Below are 18,188 nucleotides of genomic sequence, written 5' to 3'. Positions count from 1 at the left end.
CCATTGATGCGTCATGGGCGTCGCGTATCTTTTCTGATTGGGATGGTGCCCTTGCAGTCCGGGTAGTGGGAGCAGGACCAGTACGGCCCTGATTTTCCCGTGCGTCTGCGCATTGATGCGTTGCAAATGGGGCAGGCTAGGCCGCTTTTTTCGACCGGTAACGCCAAGGTGAGCTCTGCGCAGTGTTCGACCAATTGCGTGACCCAGTTCGCCTGCTTGGCGACGAATGCATCAAGGGTTAGACGTCCTGCTTCGATTTCGTCTAGCGCCTGCTCCCAGATCGCCGTCATACCTGGATCCGTAACTGCTGCGGGTACCGCTTCGATCAGGGTATGAGCCGCTGCGGAGGCCACTAAAGCGCGTTTCTTCTTTTGCAAATAACCCCGATCAATCAATCCCTTGATGATGCCGGCTCGAGTGGCTTCGGTACCGATACCTGTGGTGTCCCGGAGTTTTTGTTTCAGGCGTGGGTCGTTGACCAGCTTGGCTACGTTTTTCATCGCCTTGATCAGATCGCCCTCGGTGAGCGGCTTGGGCGCGCTGGTGTGCATCGACTTTAGTTCGACATTGTTTACTGTGCACTGTGTGCCCTGTTGCAAGACGGGTAAGACTTGGGCTTTTCGACTGGACTCATCCTCCTCAGATGTATCGTGGAGCAAGCCTTTCCAGCCTTGGACCAGGATCTGTTTACCTACAGCGGTCAATCGCTCTGCGCCACACTCCAGTTCGACCTGGGTCCGGTCAAACTCATGTTGCGGAAGAAATTGCGCGAGGTAGTGACTACGAATTTGTTCGTAGACTTGGCGCTCTTGTTCAGACATCCGCGCCAGATTCGCCGGCTCAGTAGTGGGGATGATGCCATGATGCGCGGTGACCTTGGCATCGTTCCATGCCCGTGAGCGTAACGATCGGTCGAGGCTTGCGAGTGCAGGCCGTAATGCGGGATCCGTTTTGAGCAGGGCATCAAGGACCGCCGGAGCCTCGTCGAACATACTTTCCGGCAGATAACGACAATCGCTGCGCGGGTAGGTGGTGGCTTTGTGCGTTTCATACAGCGCTTGGGCGATGTTCAGGACTTCCTGTACACCTAGCCCCAGCTTGCGCGAGCAGACTTCTTGCAGGGTGCTCAAATCGAAGGGCAAGGGCGGGGCTTCACGGAGATGCTCAGTCTGCAAAGAGCGCACTGTGGCGGTCCTAGTGTTAGAAATCGCTTGGGTCGCCTGACTTGCTAGTGTCTGCTGAATGCAGCGGCCGGACTCGTCCTGTTCTGAACTTGGTGGTGACCACGACGCAATGAATGGATGGCCCATTGAGGCCAGGTGCACATCCACCTCCCAATAGGGCACCGAGACGAAGCTGGCAATTGTGCGATCTCGATCAACCACCAGGCGCAAGGTGGGAGTTTGGACACGTCCAACCGACAGTACGCCGTCGTAGCCCGCCCTCCGACCAAGAAGGGTAAACAAACGACTGAGGTTCATGCCGATCAGCCAGTCGGCGCGACTGCGGGCGAGGGCGGCTTGATAGAGCGAGAAGGTCTCTTGACCTGACTTCAGTGAAGACAGTGCTTTGCGAATTGACGTCTCGTTGAGTGCCGATAACCAGAGGCGCTGCACGGGGCCTCGATACTTGCAAAGCTCCAACAGCTCGCGGGCAATCATTTCACCTTCACGATCAGCGTCGGTAGCAATGACGACGGTGGAAGCCTCACGGAGCAGGCGCTTGATGACTTTGAGCTGTGCCGCAGTTTTGGGTTTGGCCTCGACCTGCCAGTGCGTAGGGATGATCGGTAGATGATCCAACGACCAACTCTTGAACTGCTTCCCATAGGCTTCAGGAGGGGCCGTCTCCAGCAGGTGGCCTATGCACCAAGTGACGGTTGAGTCGGTGCCGATCAGGCAGCCATCACCACGTCGGGTGGCTCCGAGCACTTTGGCAATGTCTCGACCTTGGGAAGGTTTCTCGCAGAGGAAGAGGCGCATAGAGCTGCTCCGGCTTGAGTTCAGAGCAGCGTTGTTGGAAACGGCAGTGGCTAGATACGAGAAACCTGAATGACAGGTTCCTCATATTAGTCGGTGACGGCAGGCTTGAGTGAGCCGAGGGGGCTATCCAGTTGTGGTTGAGCGGCAGTGCGGGTAATTACACAGACATTGGCCACCCATTTGCAGTCGAACTGACCACTCATTTGTATCGGCTTTGTCCATCATGCTGCGTGGACATATCCGGCACAGGACGACCCAAAGTGGCCTTTCAAGAAAGGCAACTAACGGCCAAAAGCGGACTTAACGTAAACCATTCTGTGCCAGCAACTTTGAGACTGAGGAGCTCTTTACCTCTTCAGATAGGTGCGCCTACGACCGCTCAGCTGCGGCCGGATTAGCAGGGAGAGGTGTGAGCAGCGGAAATCTTGATTCACAGTAAAGGGCATGGATCGCGCTTCGGAGTCACAATAGTGGTCCGACGTATCGCCCGAGTCACGCCCACCCGCAGTACTAAAAGATCCTGGGCGCAGATTTTTGGATTCTGCGGGGCTTTGGCAATGCGCTGGTAAAGGCCGTCGTAGATGATGACCTCGTCGAACTCCTTCCCTTTAGATTTATGTATCGTCATCAGATGGATGCCACGCCAGTCCTTTTGGGCTGCAGCGAAATGCTCCTGCATCAAGGCACTTCGGACTGCCTCTTCAGCCCCCATGTACTCTCCCTGGGCGCGCCACAACGCACCCAAATTGGTTCGCAATACTGAGCCTCGGTGCAGCAGTCGTAGGTAGCGAGCATCTGTTGCTACTTGTTTCAAGGCTTCCGCAGTGGACGATGCCAATAGGCCGCGCAGGTATAACCAGTCTTCCGCAGGGTCGCCCGTTAATTGCAGTTGCCGCCGCAATTCTGAGATGCGCTGAACTTCGCTGACAATCAACAGGCGCTTGGAGCCGCGGATCTTTCCCGAGGAGAGGAACCCGCTAAGAGCATCCGCCAGGTCAAGCTCGGTCTGTGGGGTAGGCCTGCCCCCGCGCCGCCCACGAATGTGCGAGTGAAGTGCGCCGAGCATGCGGCTCGCCACATCGCCAGCGGTACCTCCCGCCAGTAACGTGGCGATAACGCCAGCGGCTAGAGCCGGCGGTTCAGCATCCATTGCGACGTCGTGATGTAGCGCTGGCAGACCATCAGCTGCAGAAGAAAGGTAGTCAGAAAAATCGAGCATCAGCCGCCTGGATGGCACCAGGATCGCGATCGATTTGTCAGGTACTTTTTTGAGGCGATCCAACGCCGAGAACACTGCAGCCTTGGCGGTGAAGTGCAGGCTCTTGCCATACATGAAGTCGTAACGCGTGATTTTGACCTGCTGGTAGGCCTTGCCCTTGTTTGCGCCAGTGAGCAGGTCATTCCCATAGGCCGTGATATCGGTACCGCTGCTGCGATGATTTTCACCCGCGAAATCGAAATGGGCGGCGCCGAAGTTCTCCAGAAATTCTCCCACCCGCCTGGGATCAGCACCTCGAAACTCATAGATCCGCTGTTCGGGGTCGGCCAGTGCAATGAGGCGACTGCGCTTTCCAAGCTGCTGAATCAGCGCCCATTCATCACTGTTTGTGTCCTGAAATTCGTCGAGGATGATGATGGGATAGGTGTCGGAGAAGATGGCGCCTAACCGATCACTGCGGCTCAGCAGTTCGCTGGCCAAGCTTGCGAACAAGTCGAAATGCAGGCGGCCCTCCTGTTCGAAAAGGCGTCGCTTCTCATTTTCGTGCTGGGCCTTATCGATATCTGCCAAATGCGCTGCTGCTTCGGGCGGTGGCAGAAGCTGCAGGTTCGGTCTGCCATTCAACAGATAGGCATGGCTTCGGAGAATGCTCCATGCGAAACCGTGGTACGTGCTGACCTCTAGTTGCTTCAGATCCTCGCGAGAAATCAGCTCAGAAGCCTTTTCGATGATGCGCGCTACGGTCGGTCTGGCGAAGCTCAAGAAAAGGACCTTCTGGCCTGGCTTGAGTACTCCTGAGCGAATCTCATTGCGAGCTTTGACCAGTGCGACGTGTGTTTTACCGGCACCAGGGCCACCTAGCGCCAGGGCGTGCCTGGTGCACTCCAGAAAGTCGCGCTTCTGATCGCTCCACACTTCAGTCATGCCAGAGGCTGGGGTGGGGACGGTTGGAACTTCCCATAGGCGGCTGCCAATGGCGGCGATTTGGCTGCCGCCTCTGGGAGAGGGGGCACGCCTGCTACCTGGGGAGGTAGCGGAAGCAGCGGAGGTGGCTCAATGACGTTCTTGATGGCTGCCAGCGTGGTTCTCACGTATTCAGGCATGTCATTGGCGGTTGGGCATGAGGCGAGCAAGTCGCCGGCGTCGCCACCACCCTTGGCCCAGCTGAAATAGCTCGATAGAGCCGCCTGCAGATCGGCCAGCGGCGTTGCGGGCGTTGGCGTCCATGCCGCGAGATGCTGCGGCCAATCGCCGCCAGCAACTACAACAGCAGCATAGCTGCGGAGTACGACCTCAGACACGCCATACAACACAAGGTTTTCGAAGCCCTTAGTCGCGGACTCATAGGCATGATCGACCGAGGCAGTGATGGTTGCGAGCGCCTCCTGTGATTGCTTGTCGAACACCGCGAATACGATCTTGCCGAGAGACCGGAAGAATGCACCCAGAGGAGCGACATTGGTCTCGCCGCGAGCATCGACGATAGCCACTCCAAGATTTTCGAGAGATTTGAATCGCGTGGGATCCAGCTCGGCGAGCCGGCGGGCGGCGGCAGGCAATGCGTCGAACTCTGTACGGCCCTCAAGCACAAGCACGTAGCGGGCAAGTAGAGCTTCGCAGAACCGAGCTTTAAACTCTGTGCGATAAGCCTTGGGCTTGACTGCTGGTGGGTATGTTGCAGGAACTCCGGTCATAACACCGGCCGTGCGCTTGAGAACCACCACCTGGGCAGGATCGAACTCCTCCAGCACGTAGGGTGAGTGGGAGGTGAAGATGGCCTGTGCCGATTTCTGGCGTAGCGAATTGATAATTCGTTTCTGGGTGTGCGGCGGAAGCGCGATCTCTGGCTCTTCCATTGCGAAGATCACGCTTTGCTTGAGTTCGGCGATGATAGACAACAGAGCCAATACCAGCGTGTTAATCGTGCCAGTGCCTTGGTGCTGATATGGGGCGGAATAGACGGAGCCGTCCGGCCTTTTCGCTCCAGTGCCCATGAATACAGTCAGGGTTCGACGGAGCATGTCGCGGGTGAGGTCCGAAACCCGCATGTGGGGTTGCTCTGCCCAGTCGGATGGTACGTAGTGCCGTACTGCATCCTGGACTGCGACAAGTAACTCGCCGATATCCTCGGTCTCTCCAACTGGCAATGCCCTCAGTTGGTCGAGCAAGTCTTCCCACATTGTCAGTCGTGTCTCCTTCAGCCGAAGGATTACGTCCAACAAAGAGCCTCGCTCTAGGCTGAGTGCGCGGGCGCCGGTTCGTAGGGTGCGAAGATAAAGAAAACCGCACTTTCGTTTGTCGGGCGCAGAGAACCGCAGGTAGGAGCCATCCGGCATTTCGGGAGTGGCGTAAAAGGTATCCCCAGCGAAGTCGTCCTCTTGTACGTCATACCAGCCGTTGAAGAAGACGCGTATTGCTGCGCCAACATGGGGGGCGTCTGTTCCCTCTGGGGGGGGCCCCACAAGCAATCTCTTGGCCTGTGAATCCCACCACTCGATATGGTCGCGGAAATGCCGCAGCTGCTCATCGGAAAGTCCAGCGACAATAACCTCGATCTGGATCGGGACGACCTCGTTCTTGGCCGGATCTACGTACGTACCTGCATAGAAATCGTGCTCATCAATTACAGGGCGGCGACTCAGGCGCTCCGGGCCAAGTACCAGATCCACCGCTTCCAGCAATGTGGACTTGCCGGCGTTGTTGTCGCCAATAAAAGCAGTGTGTCCATTGAAATGGACCTCACCGTAGGCGATGCCTCTGAAGTTCCGGACGCGAACACGCACAAGATGCACTTCGACCCTCCTTGTCTAGCGGAAACCAATCTACTGATTCTAGTGCCTCATGGTAGGTGCGATTCGACTGTATCGCCACTTGAGAGCTCCTTCGGGTCGGTTCGCGTACCGCGCGTGCAACCAGGGCCGCTATTGGCCGGAAGCGGATGGAACCGGTCGGCACCACGCCTTTGTAAAGGCCTCCTGACTCGACACAGGCCATCTGGTGCGACCTGAGGGTGGTCCGCCTACCGCGTCTGCTAAGGCTACGGCTATCCTTACTAGACTTAGTCGTTGGGATGGGAGGTCCATGGACATAGAAACTAAGAAAAAAGAGACGGCGGCACCGCTTGACCTACCGAGACTCATCCAGGATGTTCTGGCGGAGCTGGGATATGACGCGGACGCCGCAGCAGTGGCCGAGCGAGTTCGCCGCCTGGACATCGGACTGCCGATTGAGGACGAATTCTCAGTCGTGTGCGCCTGGCTCGGGAAGTGCCAGCTCCTTCACAAGCTAGACCAGCATCAGGTGCCCATTGCCTCCAAGCAGGAGTTTCAGGTGCCTGACCTTCTGGCGAAGTTCTCCACCCAGACCAGTAAGTCCCCCGTACTAATCGAGGTGAAGTCAAAGAAGGACAAGCTATTGTCATTCAAGCCCGAGTACATGGGGCGCCTGCAGAACTACGCCGATCTAGTGGGCATGCCATTGCTGGTGGCTTGGAAATTCCACAGCCTCTGGATGCTGTTCGAGGCAAGGCACATGAAGAAGGCCAACAAGAACTTCAACATCCCGCTGGCGACAGCTATGCGGGAGAACCTACTGGGTGTCTTGGCTGGCGACGTCGCCTACAAAATCGGTGCCGGCGCAGGGATACACTTACGCTTCCGCAAGGACAGACTGCTTGGCTCCGATAAGACCAGCGAGGGCCACACAGAGCAGTGGGCAATGACCATTGACGACGTGAGCTTCACTGATCGCGAAGGAGCCCGTCGCACGGATTTCGGCAGTGCAGTCCAATCGTTGTTTACCGCATGGGACCTGGAGGAGAAGGAGGAACACACTGACTCCCATATCCACCTGCACTTCGTCGCGGGAACCGAGGGGATACAGTTCGCGCACTCAGCCCTGGTCTACCTGCTGAACTGGGAATCGCCTCACGATGGCAGGCCGCATTGGCGTGGGCTGCTGCGAAGGGAGCAGGTCACTGCGAATGTGGCGAGCTTCTCGGCTGCACTGGATGAGGCTTTCAGGCAGAAGGTGGTGTCCCACGTCTTCTACTTGCAGCCTCATGCCATGCCAGATTTCTTTCTGCCACCAACGTAGTCTGTTCCGAGTAATATCGACTGGCTTCAATCACATGAGGGATTCAGCAAGTGCTTATTGAACAGGCCTTCTTCTCACTGCCAGAAGTCCTCCACGGAACGGGCTACCAATCACAAAGCTATGAATCTGGGCTTGTTTCTGCTCTGACCCTGTCACTCCTCCAGGTGCTGAACGGGCGCAATGTCCCGAACCCCATAGGTTGCCTGCAAAGCGAGCGGCTTTACCGTCTCGACGGCCTATATCAGCAGGGAGGAGCCCCACGATATCTTCGTGCAGACCTGTTCGCTGACGTCAATCGTCTATTTGTTGCCAACAAGCGGCTAAGCCAATACGGCTGGCGACATCATCTATGGCTCGAATGCAAGTTCCTTCGCGGTCAAGCTGGCGAAGATGGTAGCCGGCATGCAGGGAACAAATCCCCGGCTACTGGCGCAATATTGGCTGACTTGCTTCGTTTGTCACTGCTCATCCCCGAGACGGCAAACAAGACTCAAAGCAGTCGATACTTTCTGCATGTTTATGACGCTGACCCCAAGTTCTACCTGACCTTTCGTGGGCGTCCTTGGTGTAAGTCTCTGGTAACTGTCGGAGAGCAGGAGATCCATGTCTCCAACTTGGAAACGGAGCCTGCTGCTGTCAAGAGGTTGATCGGCGATCTTCCGGGCCTTGACGTAAAGCTCAAGGTCACAAACTTTCACGCAGGCCCGTTGCACGTTCAGCACCGCCCCGTCTATTGGTGTTGGCTTACCCGTATCGACAAAGTCGAAGCAAAACTGGGGGAGCACAATGCGACTATTGATGCCGACAGAAAGATTACTCAATCAGCAAACGGGCTAGCCGAAATCGCAGCGTTTATAGCCGCACGATTGGCTATCCTGCCTGAGTCGCCCGATACTCAGCCGCCGCGACCGGATGAGCAGGAGGAAGCACAAGCAGAGGAAGCTGCTGCCGAGATAGAGGAATAGGTCAGGTAGCCGAATGCAATAAAGCGGCAATGGGGACAGATTCATCTATCGGAGCCACCGTCCCCTTCTGGCCGTTCTCTGCCGATCATGGCTACAACGCTTGCTGGTCAACCGATGCAATCGGAGGTCAGAACGAATGCAAACAATTGGTCAAGTGAACTGCAATTTCGCAGCAGCGTGAAGCGCCACGAGCGGCGAGCAGCATCAAGCCAGCAACTTCCCGCAAAGGCGCAATTTTTATGCCTGACCTACATCAGTCCGACGGCGGTGGCGCTTTGCGTTTTCTGGGTTTCGACGCAGTAGAATTAGCCTGCTCTGTATTTTGCCCAGCACGTGACGCAGACGCTGCCTGCTCACTGGATCGCTCCCGCATGACAACGCTTTGCACCCGGTGAGGCAGAATGCCGACTCGACGGGCCTCGATCTTGAAGGTCACCCGCGCATTGTCTTCACTGTCCTCCCACTCATCGCGCACCGTGCGGCCTTCGACCAGTACACGCATGCCTTTCTGGTACAACGTGCTCCAGTGTTCAGCCTCACGGTGCCAAAGCTCAGCCGGCGCCCAGTATCCGCCTCGATCTTCATAGCTGCCCTCGCGCGGAACGGGATTATCGAAGTACACATTCAGCCGCAGCAAACGCCGTGGCTCGTCATTGCCCGATGGAAACTCCTGGAACTCTGGCGCACTGCCAATATTGCCTTCGCCGACGAAAAAAGTACTCATTGTGATACCTCCACTGCGGTTGTGAACTGGCGCAGTAGCCGATCGGCACTGCTTATCTTGATCGCGCAGGTCGTGGCCTGGCGGTAGAGCGAATGCACCACACTCATCTGTAGGTTCAGTGCAATGCGATCGCACTCGAAGCGATGCAATCCTTCGCGCACGGCTGGCGGCAGGGCTCTGTTGCAGACCTGGCGTTCCAAGACCGCTACTCCCATACGTGCGAAGTCACGGGTGCGCCAACGCAAGAAGGTGCTGCCAGCGCTGGTGTTCTGCAGCACCATTCGAATATCCAACAGCGAGTAGGGCGGCTGTGCTGCTTGCTGCATAACAGCTTCCATCAGATGGCATAGCTGCGCCTCGATTTCCCTCGCCACTTGCGCCAGGTGTTCCAGTTCTCCCTTACCCTTAAAAGGTTTTAAAAGGCCTTTTAGGGAGGCTGCGTGTTCGAGTTGTCGATAGGCATCCGATGTCAACGTTTCAACGAGTGTTGACTGAGTCTGGCTTAGAGGATTCATGCTTCGTCCTCCGGCTGATCCAGCGTCGCAGTTGGCTCATCCGCTACCTCTGTCAACGCAGTGGAGTCACTCACAGCCTCGGTGTCGCGACGAATGATGGGCGGCGCAAACTGGGAGCGGTGATGACCCTCAAGGATATCCATGGGGGGCAAACCGAATTTTTCGATAGCCGCCAGGGCACGGGCGTTGTTCGCTGCCATATCATCGCGTGTGACGCCAGCATGGCGATAACGCTGTGCCTGGCCGAACAGGCTGCGCAGCAGATGTGCGCCATCGTCGATCCAGGCTTCCATGTCCCTGCGACCAATCAAAGCTGTGTGATGAGCTAACAGGGTGTGACGCACCAGAGTGTCGTAGTCGGTCAGTAGGTAGACGGCCAGAAAGCCGAGTTGGCTGCCGATGTACAACGGCAAGGTGACGGGGTGGATGTTGAGGTTGTCACCCATGTCGATCTGTGTTGGCAGGTCCTGCCTGATCCGGTCCAACTGTTGGGTCAGTTCCAGCATCCCTGCTTTGGCCTGCATCAGCTTCTCTTCGAGTTGCACGATGGCCCAGTCAGCATAGGGATCGTCCTGAGCCGCGGTTTGTTTGATCAGGTTCGTGACACTGATGTAGCCGGCCATGCCCATGATCGAATGGACGCCTTCGCGTGCGTTCCGACCTTGCCAGATGCGGGCGGCGTGGTGGGTATGCAGGGTCAAGGTGATGCTGCTACGCAATGAACCCAGGTTGAGTTGGTAGTGATCGGCCACGGTGTTGTCCTCGCATAGGCTTGCGAGCACCTTGGGATAGATCAGCTATGGGGGCAGCAGAAAACCTGAATGCGGTCTGTTCGGTTTGAGCTTCTGGGGGGGGGACTCATCAGATACTGACGGCACCACAGAGGTCGTCTGTTGGAACTCCCTGGATTTGATGCCACTGGCATCAAATCCACTAACGTCCAGGATGTTTCCCACGCAATTGGCGCAGTTCATTCAAGCACGCTTGAGCGAGGGCGGAGGCGGGCTCACCTTTCTTTCGGGTGGTCCGCGCTGGTGTTGATTGCGAGACTGTAACCGGCGTCGGTTCTGCCTGACCCGCCCACGGATGAAAGTCGCCTTTCAGCGCGCGCTGGATCAGGCCCATCAGATAGGCCGCAGGTTTGCGGATGCCGCCGGCGGCACAACGTGCTCCAGCTTCGTTGAGCACCGCCTGCCTCTCTGTCGGCTTGAGCTTATTCAGCGCCACGATGACGGCCTGCCGTTCGTTCGGGCTCAGGTGCAGCGTGGTGGGCCAGAACATGTTATCCGCCGCTGGGTTCGCGTGCGGTACTGTACAAATACTTTCTTTTAATACTGTACAAGCGGCGTTCAGATTCCGAACGTCGCCGGAAACACTGGTTTCTACACCTGGTTCGGAATTCGAACGAAGTGCAGCACGACTCCGAACGGAGTGGTCGCCGCCTTGTTCGGAATCGTCCAGCGAACCTTCTGTTTTCAAGTTAGGGTTCTGATCTACCCACCGATCACCCCAAGTGTCGAGGCGGGTGGGAAGATGGCTCAGGTCGATACTGGTATCCAGTCCGATTTCATCCAGAAGGTGCTGAGCGACGATACGTACAGCCTTGGTGGCATGATTGAGGCAATGTCCAACCAGCTCCAGATAATCCTGGTCCAGTTCCATGGCTTCGGCGGGAGTTAATGGTTCATCGTGCAGAACATACAAGGAGCCTTGCAGACGTCCACTAACCTGATCACGCCCGCGACTCACCAAGCTGAGCCAACGAGTGAGCCTGAGCATCGTCAATACGCGAGCGATGGTTTCACGCGAGGCTGAGGTCCCATAGGGGATACTCGAAAGATACGGTTGCAGATCCTCATAGCGCGGTGTCACCAAGCCTTGGTCTTGCAGCATGAGTCGAAAGACCTGCCAGGCATTGCGCTCCAAAGGCGTCAAACGATTATCCAGCAGCAAACGACGCGGTACGACTTCGTGTGATTGGCCACTGAACAAAAATCCAGCCTGCAGAGCTTGGTTGGAGGGTTTCTCGATTGAAGGGCGAGTAGGCCAGCGTTCACTCAATTGCTGGGCACATTGCTGCAGGACACGCTGCCAGCGGCTGAGCGGGACGATGTTCATGTTTTTCTGCTGTAGTGCTCGATCTGCTGCCAGACGATGGTCAAGCTGATCTGTTGTTCCTCAGCCAACATCATCATGGCGTCGAGCTGATCTTCGGTAGGGTCTTGGGCCCGTAGCTGACACCAGCGTTGCCACAGTGCGTGTTCTTGCGCTTCGCTCAAATTCTGCGGTCGTCCCTTGCGCGTTTCTATTTTGAGCAGACGTCGACGCATCGCGGTTTCCGAGTGAGCCAGACCGAAGGTCTGGTACATGATAGTGCTGCTGGCGCCGAGCTTCAGAGCTCGATTGATCAAGCGCTCATTCTGCTCATCGCGATCAGCCTGCTCGATTAGCCTGTGTAGCACCGGCGAGTCGATCTTGACCTCGACCCAAGGTACGCTCGCGTGTGCCAAGCGTGCCAGAGTGGTCGGCGGCAGGGACTGCAACAAGTAGATGTCATCCTCACCCAGCCCTAACGCTTTGCAGCGCTGCAGATTACCCAACCGCAGCTCATGCAGTACCTGAGTCAACATGGCTTGGTTGAGTACGTTGAAAGACAAGCTCATGGCAGTTCCTCCGGTGAGTCGTCTTCAGGCGTCAATGTTAAATCGATCAGGCGTCGGGCCAGGCGAATCAGGCGATACAGCTTGATCAGCAAATGATCCGGCAGGCGTTCCAACCCCACGTCCATGGTTGGTTGATCTGCCAGGGGTAACTGATAGACACCCAGCAACAACTGCCCAAACAGAGCTGAGGGCAATAGTTTTCGATCCTCCCAGTCCACCTCGTCTTGAGCACGCAACAGGGCTAGGAGCAGCAGGTGGATACCGGTCGCACGAGGTGTCGTCAGATCAACCTGTTCCATGTCGAGGATGAAACCCAATCCGTCCTTCTGATTGATGATAATTTCGGGTCGCCCGGCATAGGCTGCCATCTCCTTCGCTAGCGCAGCGATGGCTGAACGCAGTTGTTCGGGGGTATCCAGCGCAGGGGGGATGTTCCAGATATCGTCACTTGTGCCGGGTTCGACTTCTCCCACTGGTTCGGCGAACGTCTCGTGATCGATTTGGTTGCGAATCTGTTGAACGCGCGATGGAGGGCTAAGCTCTGGTGTGAGCTTGGCCTGAGGCAGTGTGGGAAGCTTTTCCGTAGGATCGGTCTTCGATTGGTGCTTATGGTCAGAGGGTTCGAGCTCAGAGCGAAAAGGGGGGGCTGTTGCCTCTTCTTCACTTGGCGGAAGCGTTTGCGTTACTGGTATGGTCATGGCAACGCTTGGTATCTGCGGAGGGCGTTGGTTATCGCTCAGCTCCAAGGCCAGCATGCGATAGGACTGCCCGAGCGGTTGGCTCATTCGCTCGAGCAGTTCATCCTGGATCCGCTCAAGGTCGAAGGATTCGGGCTCGGCATCAAAAGAAGCTAGGGTGTCCAACCAGAGCTCGGTGAACTCAAAATTATTGGCCGGATAGCGATTCCAGGTTTTTTCTGCCTGGCTACGAAGACCGATCAGGCGTTCGATTTGCGACTTACCCAATCCTGCATACAGTGTTTGTGGAATAGCTGGCAGTAAATATTCCAGGGTGTCGAGCATCCGGCTGATATGCGATTGTGAAATTGGATAGCCCCCGGAAGCGAGGCGTTTTGCCAATTCACGCTGCGATAGTGCCCCCCCATCCTGTTCAAACATGGTCTTGAGTTTTGCAACGGCGAGGGCACGTTCGATGAAGGTGAGTTGGCCATGCAAATCGCTTTCCGCCAGATGACCGAGCAGGGCAGTGGCTTCATTGGTCCAGGGTCGAAACAGGCAGTGGATACGAAAGAAGCGTTCGTCGTGAGTCTCTTGCCATAGCTCTCCGAGAATCGCCAAGCGGGTGTTGCCGCCGTTGCGGATGATGAAGGTTGGCTCACCCGGGCGGCGGGTGATCGGCGGTGGCTGATCCAACCCTCGCTCGCGGATTGAGGCTTTGATATCGTCGTACAGCGGATTACGAATGAATCGTGGGTTCAAGTCGTAAGGGCGTAGCTGTTCTAACGTTACCAGCATGGGTGTGTCGGTGATCGGATCGGATGGTTGCTTCTGGTTCGGCCCTTGTGGGAAGTGGTCTTGCTGCAGCTTGTCGGTGATCTCCTTCTGACTGGGTTTTTTCATTGGAAAAACCTCAGCTAACGCCGGCCGCGCAAGTGGTCACCTATCTCAAACTCAACGACCTCGGCCGTACCCGATCCTTCGAAATGTTGGGAGAGTTCTGCGAGGAACCACCCCACAGCCGAGCGGCCTCCTTGGAGGCGAAAGACCACGGTGCAGTACTCATCGCTAGGAGGTGGCTCGGATAGTTCGGGCGGTGGAACGATGATATGGCAGTGATTCAGCATTACAGAACTCCTTGGCTAGCGCTTGCTCATCAAAGGCTGATGCAACAACGATGACGACGCGAGAAGTGTCATGATCGAACCAGCGGGCCGCTTACTGAGCAAATGGCTTGGCGCCACTCAGGAAACAACTCGATGGCCAGGGTTTGTATGGTTTCCAAGGCCGAGGCAGAACGCCGGCCAATGGGACGCCGAGCTTCGACACGATGAACGGGTAGACCCAGGGAAGCTGCATTCAAGTAGGCCACGCGATCGGGAATTACGGTCTGCAGGACCTGGATGGCTGAAGTCCCGATGAACGTTTCGCGCAGGCTGCGCATGATCATGCGAGTGTCCGATTTGATGTCGTCCACTTGATTCAACAAAAGCCTCAGGGGTGGTGGAGCGATGCCCAGGTGGCGAAATGGCTCAAGTTCGTTGAGCAGTTTCAAGGTTCCACGGCGTAGTTCGCGGGCGGCTAGCATTTCCGGAGTGATAGGTGAGAGAGCAAGATCGGAGGCCAATATGGCCATCTCCAGCAGAACGCTCCGCGCACCTTGGGTATCGATCAGAAGCAGATCATAGTGGGGGCGGAAAGTATCGAGCAGGTTACGCAGTCGGAGGCGTCCGTCAGGGGCATGCAACAGCAACGTGCTCAGTCGACCTTGATCATCGTTGGAGAGGATCAGGTCGAGTCCGGTGATCGCGGTTGAGGAAATGATCTGGGCAGGATCTGTCAGGTTAAGTGCGAGTAGTTCGTAGGCGCCCGACGGAGCCACATGGTTCAACACGTAGTAGCTGGAGAGGGTGGGCTGGCTGTCCAGATCCAGCAGTAGTACGCGCTGCCCAGCGTCGGCCAGAAGACCTCCTAGATTGGCGGCGACTGTGGTTTTGCCTACTCCACCTTTCGTGGAAACCACCGATACCACGCGCATGGCATCAGACCTGCTGCGCCAAGCGCTCGGCTATCCATTTCTCAATTTCCAGCGAGTCCCAACCCACCGCTCGCATACCGATGCGCTTAGCCTGAGGGAACTTGCCTTCCTTCATCAGGTTGTAAATATGCGCTCGTTTGAAGCCGGTTTTCCGTTCCACCTCATCGCGTCGCATTATGTGGCGTTCGAACTGTGGTTGAGGCTCCGCAATGGTGGACATGGTGGCCACTCCTATCGTCAATTGGCGCTTGGTGGGAAGTGACCTGAATTGAAGTGCAAAAAAAGACAGGAGTCATTGCGCCGCAACAGGAGTGATTGCAATGCAATCCGTCTCAGTGATTTATGAGGTTGCGTTTACCGGCAGCGAATTTTTCGTCTAGCGTACGCTTGGTTATGCCCGGTACGTTTTTATAGTGAGCGGTTAGTGCGTCAACAATGGCCGCCTGGGACTGAAAAGCTGACAATGGTTTCCCTGATGGGGAGTGACCGAGGAACAGATTGACCATCGCCCCGATAATATTGAGATAGACGGATTCGCTGCGATCGCTGACTTTACGATTGGACTTGAGCAAGTCATGGATGCTCTTGCTTTCCAATCCAATGGCGTCAAGGTCCTTAAGCAATTGTTGATGAGCTGTTTCCAAACTCTTTATTCGAACTTTCAATGCGTCCCGATCACCTTGCAATGCTAAGTATGTTGCAATGCTAATACCTACTTTTTGATTGTGCCGCTTCTCAAAGAGAAACGCTGGTCGTTGGTCAGGATAATATCGCGACATCCAACGTTTTAGGTCAGTATGGCGGACGGTTACGTGGTCGTATAAAACAGGAGTGCCCATGGCTACTGGCACGCCGAAACATCCATACGCGAGCTCGCCGTGTTGAATGGCATCTAAAATTTTTTCCGTATTCGCATGCAGGCATGGCCATTGCGGGAAGCTGGTTTTGAGCCTGCTTGGGCCGTGCTGAGCTACCTCGAGTATCTCTCTTTCGTAGTTAATTAAGTTGCACCAGCGCAAGGCTGCATCAATAGGCCTATAAAAAAGTTTTTCGTAGGGGTTGCAGCTTTGAGTTGAATACATAAAGAGAGTCACTCCATTGAAATATTTTGCTCCTGATCCTGAAGGTTAAAGTATGATTTGGGGTGTAAACACCGATTTTCAAAATATAATGCTTTCTCGCTAAGGTTGGGGTGTGTGGTTTTCGTTTCGTAGTGGTGGATTTGAAAGGTTTGTTGTTGTGGGTAGAGCCATGGAAAGGTAGTTTATTTCGTGTTGTGAGGTTCGTTATTATGTGGCTTTGAGTGTGCTGGAGAAGATCAGGAGTTTGAAACAGCTGGTGCGAACGGGCTTGTATAGTTATACTTGTTAAAGGGTAATAAGTGCGTTGCTTTTTGTTTATATGGGTCAGATCTTCGCTAGCGTCTTATCGGAAGGTAAGCCTATATAAATTAATGTTCTTCAGATAACTCTATTACATTCGTTCGTCGCGAAAATGTCAAATTGTTGACTATTTCCGCCAAACGCAACTCGGTTATCGAATAAAGCTCCCGCAAAGGGGCCTGATTGCCAAATTTAGGCGCCTATAGGCTGCCGTCATAACGAGCCAGTAGATGTGGATAACTAAGTTTTTCCACTGCTATGGAACGTCTAGATTCATACGTAAATGCGTATCGAACCGGCATCCGGATACGAACCTTGAATGCGGTAGAAATCCGAAGAATTTTGGTTTGGGTTTGGGTTTGGGTTTTAAGGCTTGTAGTTGTGTGCTGTGAAAGTCGCAAAGCAGCCTCACTCCAAGGTGCTAAATGTTTCTTCAAAGTAGAGCTTCGAGCATCTGGAAACTAATAATGTGAGGAGGTCCTGCAATGATTCAGAGGAAAAATGATTGCGCATTGAGGCCGTATCAAGCCAGGTAAATTTTATAATCCAGCCGCCGGAGCTTGTAGTTGGTGTGAGGTTGTATTTAACGCAGTGTGGCGAAATCCGTTTTATATTGTTTAGTAAGGACAGGATCTCCATGTGCAGGTCATCATCCATTTGTGCTTGTAGCTCAATCGTATTGATTGCCAGTTTTAACATGTAAAGGTCTCTGACGCTGAGAATGGCAGGAAGTATTAGCGTGTTATTTGTAGAGGCTAAATACTGATTTTGAATCTCTACATTCAGGTCTATTCTGTACGAGTGTCAGAATATTTTTTAGATAGGAATAATCTATAGAGGATTTTTTGCGAGGATATGACAAAAGATTGATCATGTCCGCCAGGTTGGGGGTTGTGGCTCATGGAAAGCAAGCCTTTAGGGGGGCGTCATCGATAGATGAGATCATTAAGTATGTGGAAAATCACTGCTATTTGGAGGAATGAACATCGCTACGTTATAGCGGTGAAAATGTTATTGGGTCGATTTGAAGCGAGCGCGATATTCTTTTGGTGTGGTGCCAAATTTTTTCAAAAATCTTCTAATTAGTGTCGATTCCCTACCCAGTCCGCAGTGCTTGGCTATAGTCTTGAGCGGTTTTTTTGAGTTTGTAAGCATATCGCGAGCCGCGTCTAGTCGGAGGAGCTCTACCGTTTTGCTTGGCGTTCTATCCATGGATTCTGAGTACTTACGTATAAATGTTCTTTCGCTCATGTTCATGAAGTTCGCGAGCACAGGCACTGTTAAGTCGGTGCCTAGATTTTCATTAATCCATGCGTGCAAGTCTGAGAACTGGCTACTCTTCGATTGCAAAGTCAAGGCAGAGCTGAATTGATTCTGATCGCCCGGGCGTTTGAGAAACATTACCAAATGTCGAGCAACCTCTAGTGCAACGGTGTGTCCTAGGTCCTCCTCAACGATCGCTAACGCTAAGTCAATACCTGATGTGACGCCTGCAGACGTCCATATGTGTTCATCATTAATAAATATAGGACCGCGCTTAACTATTATTGAAGGAAAGCTTCTCTCCAAATCGTCGTACGCGGACCAGTGAGTGGTTGCTTTTCTTCCGTCCAGTTTTCCAGCATAAGCTAACGCGAATATGCCAGTGCAAACAGAAATCAAGCGCTTGGCTTTGTCTATATGATGTATAAAGTGTGTGGTGAACTTCGGGTCTTTGTAGAAGTCATGTATACCTGGTCCGCCGGGTATGATTAAAGTATGTGGGGAAAGGGTTTCTGCTTGCAGAGTTTCAGTAAGTATTGATAAATTCGAGCATATCTCAGTGGTCTGGTTCAATGCTAAAATAGAAATTGTGTATGGTTGATGATCGGAGCGTGAAAAGCGGTTGGCTGCCATGAACACGTCGAGGGGGCCTGCCAAATCAAGCA

The 18,188-nt window shown here is 54.6% G+C and carries 15 protein-coding genes; 4 read left to right on the top strand and 11 right to left on the bottom strand.

The window, feature by feature from the left end:
• Positions 1-11: 11 nt before the first annotated feature.
• The 3 genes from VM99_24460 to VM99_24450 form a co-directional block, all read right to left on the bottom strand.
• Positions 12-1,982 carry a DNA topoisomerase III gene (locus VM99_24460; protein ID AKK01060.1) on the bottom strand — a complete coding sequence of 657 codons (1,971 nt, stop codon included), beginning with the start codon at positions 1,980-1,982 and terminating at the stop codon, positions 12-14.
• Between the two features lie 430 nt (positions 1,983-2,412).
• Positions 2,413-4,068 (bottom strand): DNA helicase UvrD, encoded by a 1,656-nt coding sequence (locus tag VM99_24455; protein ID AKK01857.1) that lies wholly within the window; start codon positions 4,066-4,068, stop codon positions 2,413-2,415.
• A 53-nt stretch (positions 4,069-4,121) separates the two neighbouring features.
• Positions 4,122-5,993: an ATP-dependent endonuclease gene (locus tag VM99_24450; protein AKK01059.1), complete on the bottom strand. Its 1,872-nt coding sequence runs from the start codon at positions 5,991-5,993 to the stop codon at positions 4,122-4,124.
• A 289-nt stretch (positions 5,994-6,282) separates the two neighbouring features.
• Here VM99_24450 and VM99_24445 point away from each other — a divergent pair, with 289 nt between their 5' ends.
• Positions 6,283-7,296 (top strand): restriction endonuclease, encoded by a 1,014-nt coding sequence (locus tag VM99_24445; GenBank protein ID AKK01058.1) that lies wholly within the window; start codon positions 6,283-6,285, stop codon positions 7,294-7,296.
• Positions 7,297-7,346: 50 nt separating this feature from the next.
• Positions 7,347-8,261 (top strand): hypothetical protein, encoded by a 915-nt coding sequence (locus tag VM99_24440; protein AKK01057.1) that lies wholly within the window; start codon positions 7,347-7,349, stop codon positions 8,259-8,261.
• A 253-nt stretch (positions 8,262-8,514) separates the two neighbouring features.
• Here VM99_24440 and VM99_24435 read toward each other — a convergent pair whose 3' ends face one another.
• From VM99_24435 to VM99_24425, 3 genes are read right to left on the bottom strand one after another with little or no spacing between them, the layout of a single operon-like run.
• Entirely contained in the window at positions 8,515-8,985 is a 471-nt protein-coding gene (locus VM99_24435) for a single-stranded DNA-binding protein (protein AKK01056.1), read from the bottom strand.
• Positions 8,982-9,500, bottom strand: a complete 519-nt coding sequence (locus VM99_24430) for an integrase (GenBank protein AKK01055.1) — start codon at positions 9,498-9,500, stop codon at positions 8,982-8,984. The genes VM99_24435 and VM99_24430 overlap by 4 nt, the downstream gene beginning before the upstream one ends.
• Complete coding sequence (locus VM99_24425; protein AKK01054.1) at positions 9,497-10,252, bottom strand: conjugal transfer protein; 756 nt, start codon at positions 10,250-10,252, stop codon at positions 9,497-9,499. The genes VM99_24430 and VM99_24425 overlap by 4 nt, the downstream gene beginning before the upstream one ends.
• Positions 10,253-10,931: 679 nt before the next feature.
• Here VM99_24425 and VM99_24420 point away from each other — a divergent pair.
• A complete protein-coding gene (locus VM99_24420) occupies positions 10,932-11,180 on the top strand; it encodes a hypothetical protein (GenBank protein ID AKK01053.1) in 249 nt (82 codons plus the stop codon).
• A gap of 434 nt (positions 11,181-11,614) precedes the next feature.
• Here the strand turns inward: VM99_24420 and VM99_24415 are convergent, their stop codons facing one another.
• The 5 genes from VM99_24415 to VM99_24395 form a co-directional block, all read right to left on the bottom strand.
• Entirely contained in the window at positions 11,615-12,163 is a 549-nt protein-coding gene (locus VM99_24415) for a hypothetical protein (GenBank protein AKK01052.1), read from the bottom strand.
• A complete protein-coding gene (locus tag VM99_24410) occupies positions 12,160-13,743 on the bottom strand; it encodes a chromosome partitioning protein ParB (protein ID AKK01051.1) in 1,584 nt (527 codons plus the stop codon). The genes VM99_24415 and VM99_24410 overlap by 4 nt, the downstream gene beginning before the upstream one ends.
• A 14-nt stretch (positions 13,744-13,757) precedes the next feature.
• Entirely contained in the window at positions 13,758-13,967 is a 210-nt protein-coding gene (locus VM99_24405; GenBank protein ID AKK01050.1) for a hypothetical protein, read from the bottom strand.
• A gap of 68 nt (positions 13,968-14,035) precedes the next feature.
• Positions 14,036-14,878: a cobyrinic acid a,c-diamide synthase gene (locus VM99_24400; protein ID AKK01049.1), complete on the bottom strand. Its 843-nt coding sequence runs from the start codon at positions 14,876-14,878 to the stop codon at positions 14,036-14,038.
• Positions 14,879-14,882: 4 nt separating this feature from the next.
• Complete coding sequence (locus VM99_24395) at positions 14,883-15,098, bottom strand: hypothetical protein (GenBank protein ID AKK01048.1); 216 nt, start codon at positions 15,096-15,098, stop codon at positions 14,883-14,885.
• A 262-nt stretch (positions 15,099-15,360) separates the two neighbouring features.
• Between VM99_24395 and VM99_24390 the strand changes: the two genes are divergently transcribed.
• Positions 15,361-15,570 (top strand): hypothetical protein, encoded by a 210-nt coding sequence (locus VM99_24390; GenBank protein AKK01047.1) that lies wholly within the window; start codon positions 15,361-15,363, stop codon positions 15,568-15,570.
• Positions 15,571-18,188 lie beyond the last annotated feature (2,618 nt).

The sequence above is a fragment of the Pseudomonas chlororaphis genome (genome assembly GCA_001023535.1).
GTDB lineage: Bacteria > Pseudomonadota > Gammaproteobacteria > Pseudomonadales > Pseudomonadaceae > Aquipseudomonas > Aquipseudomonas chlororaphis_E.
This window is presented reverse-complemented; position numbering and strand designations above follow the sequence as displayed.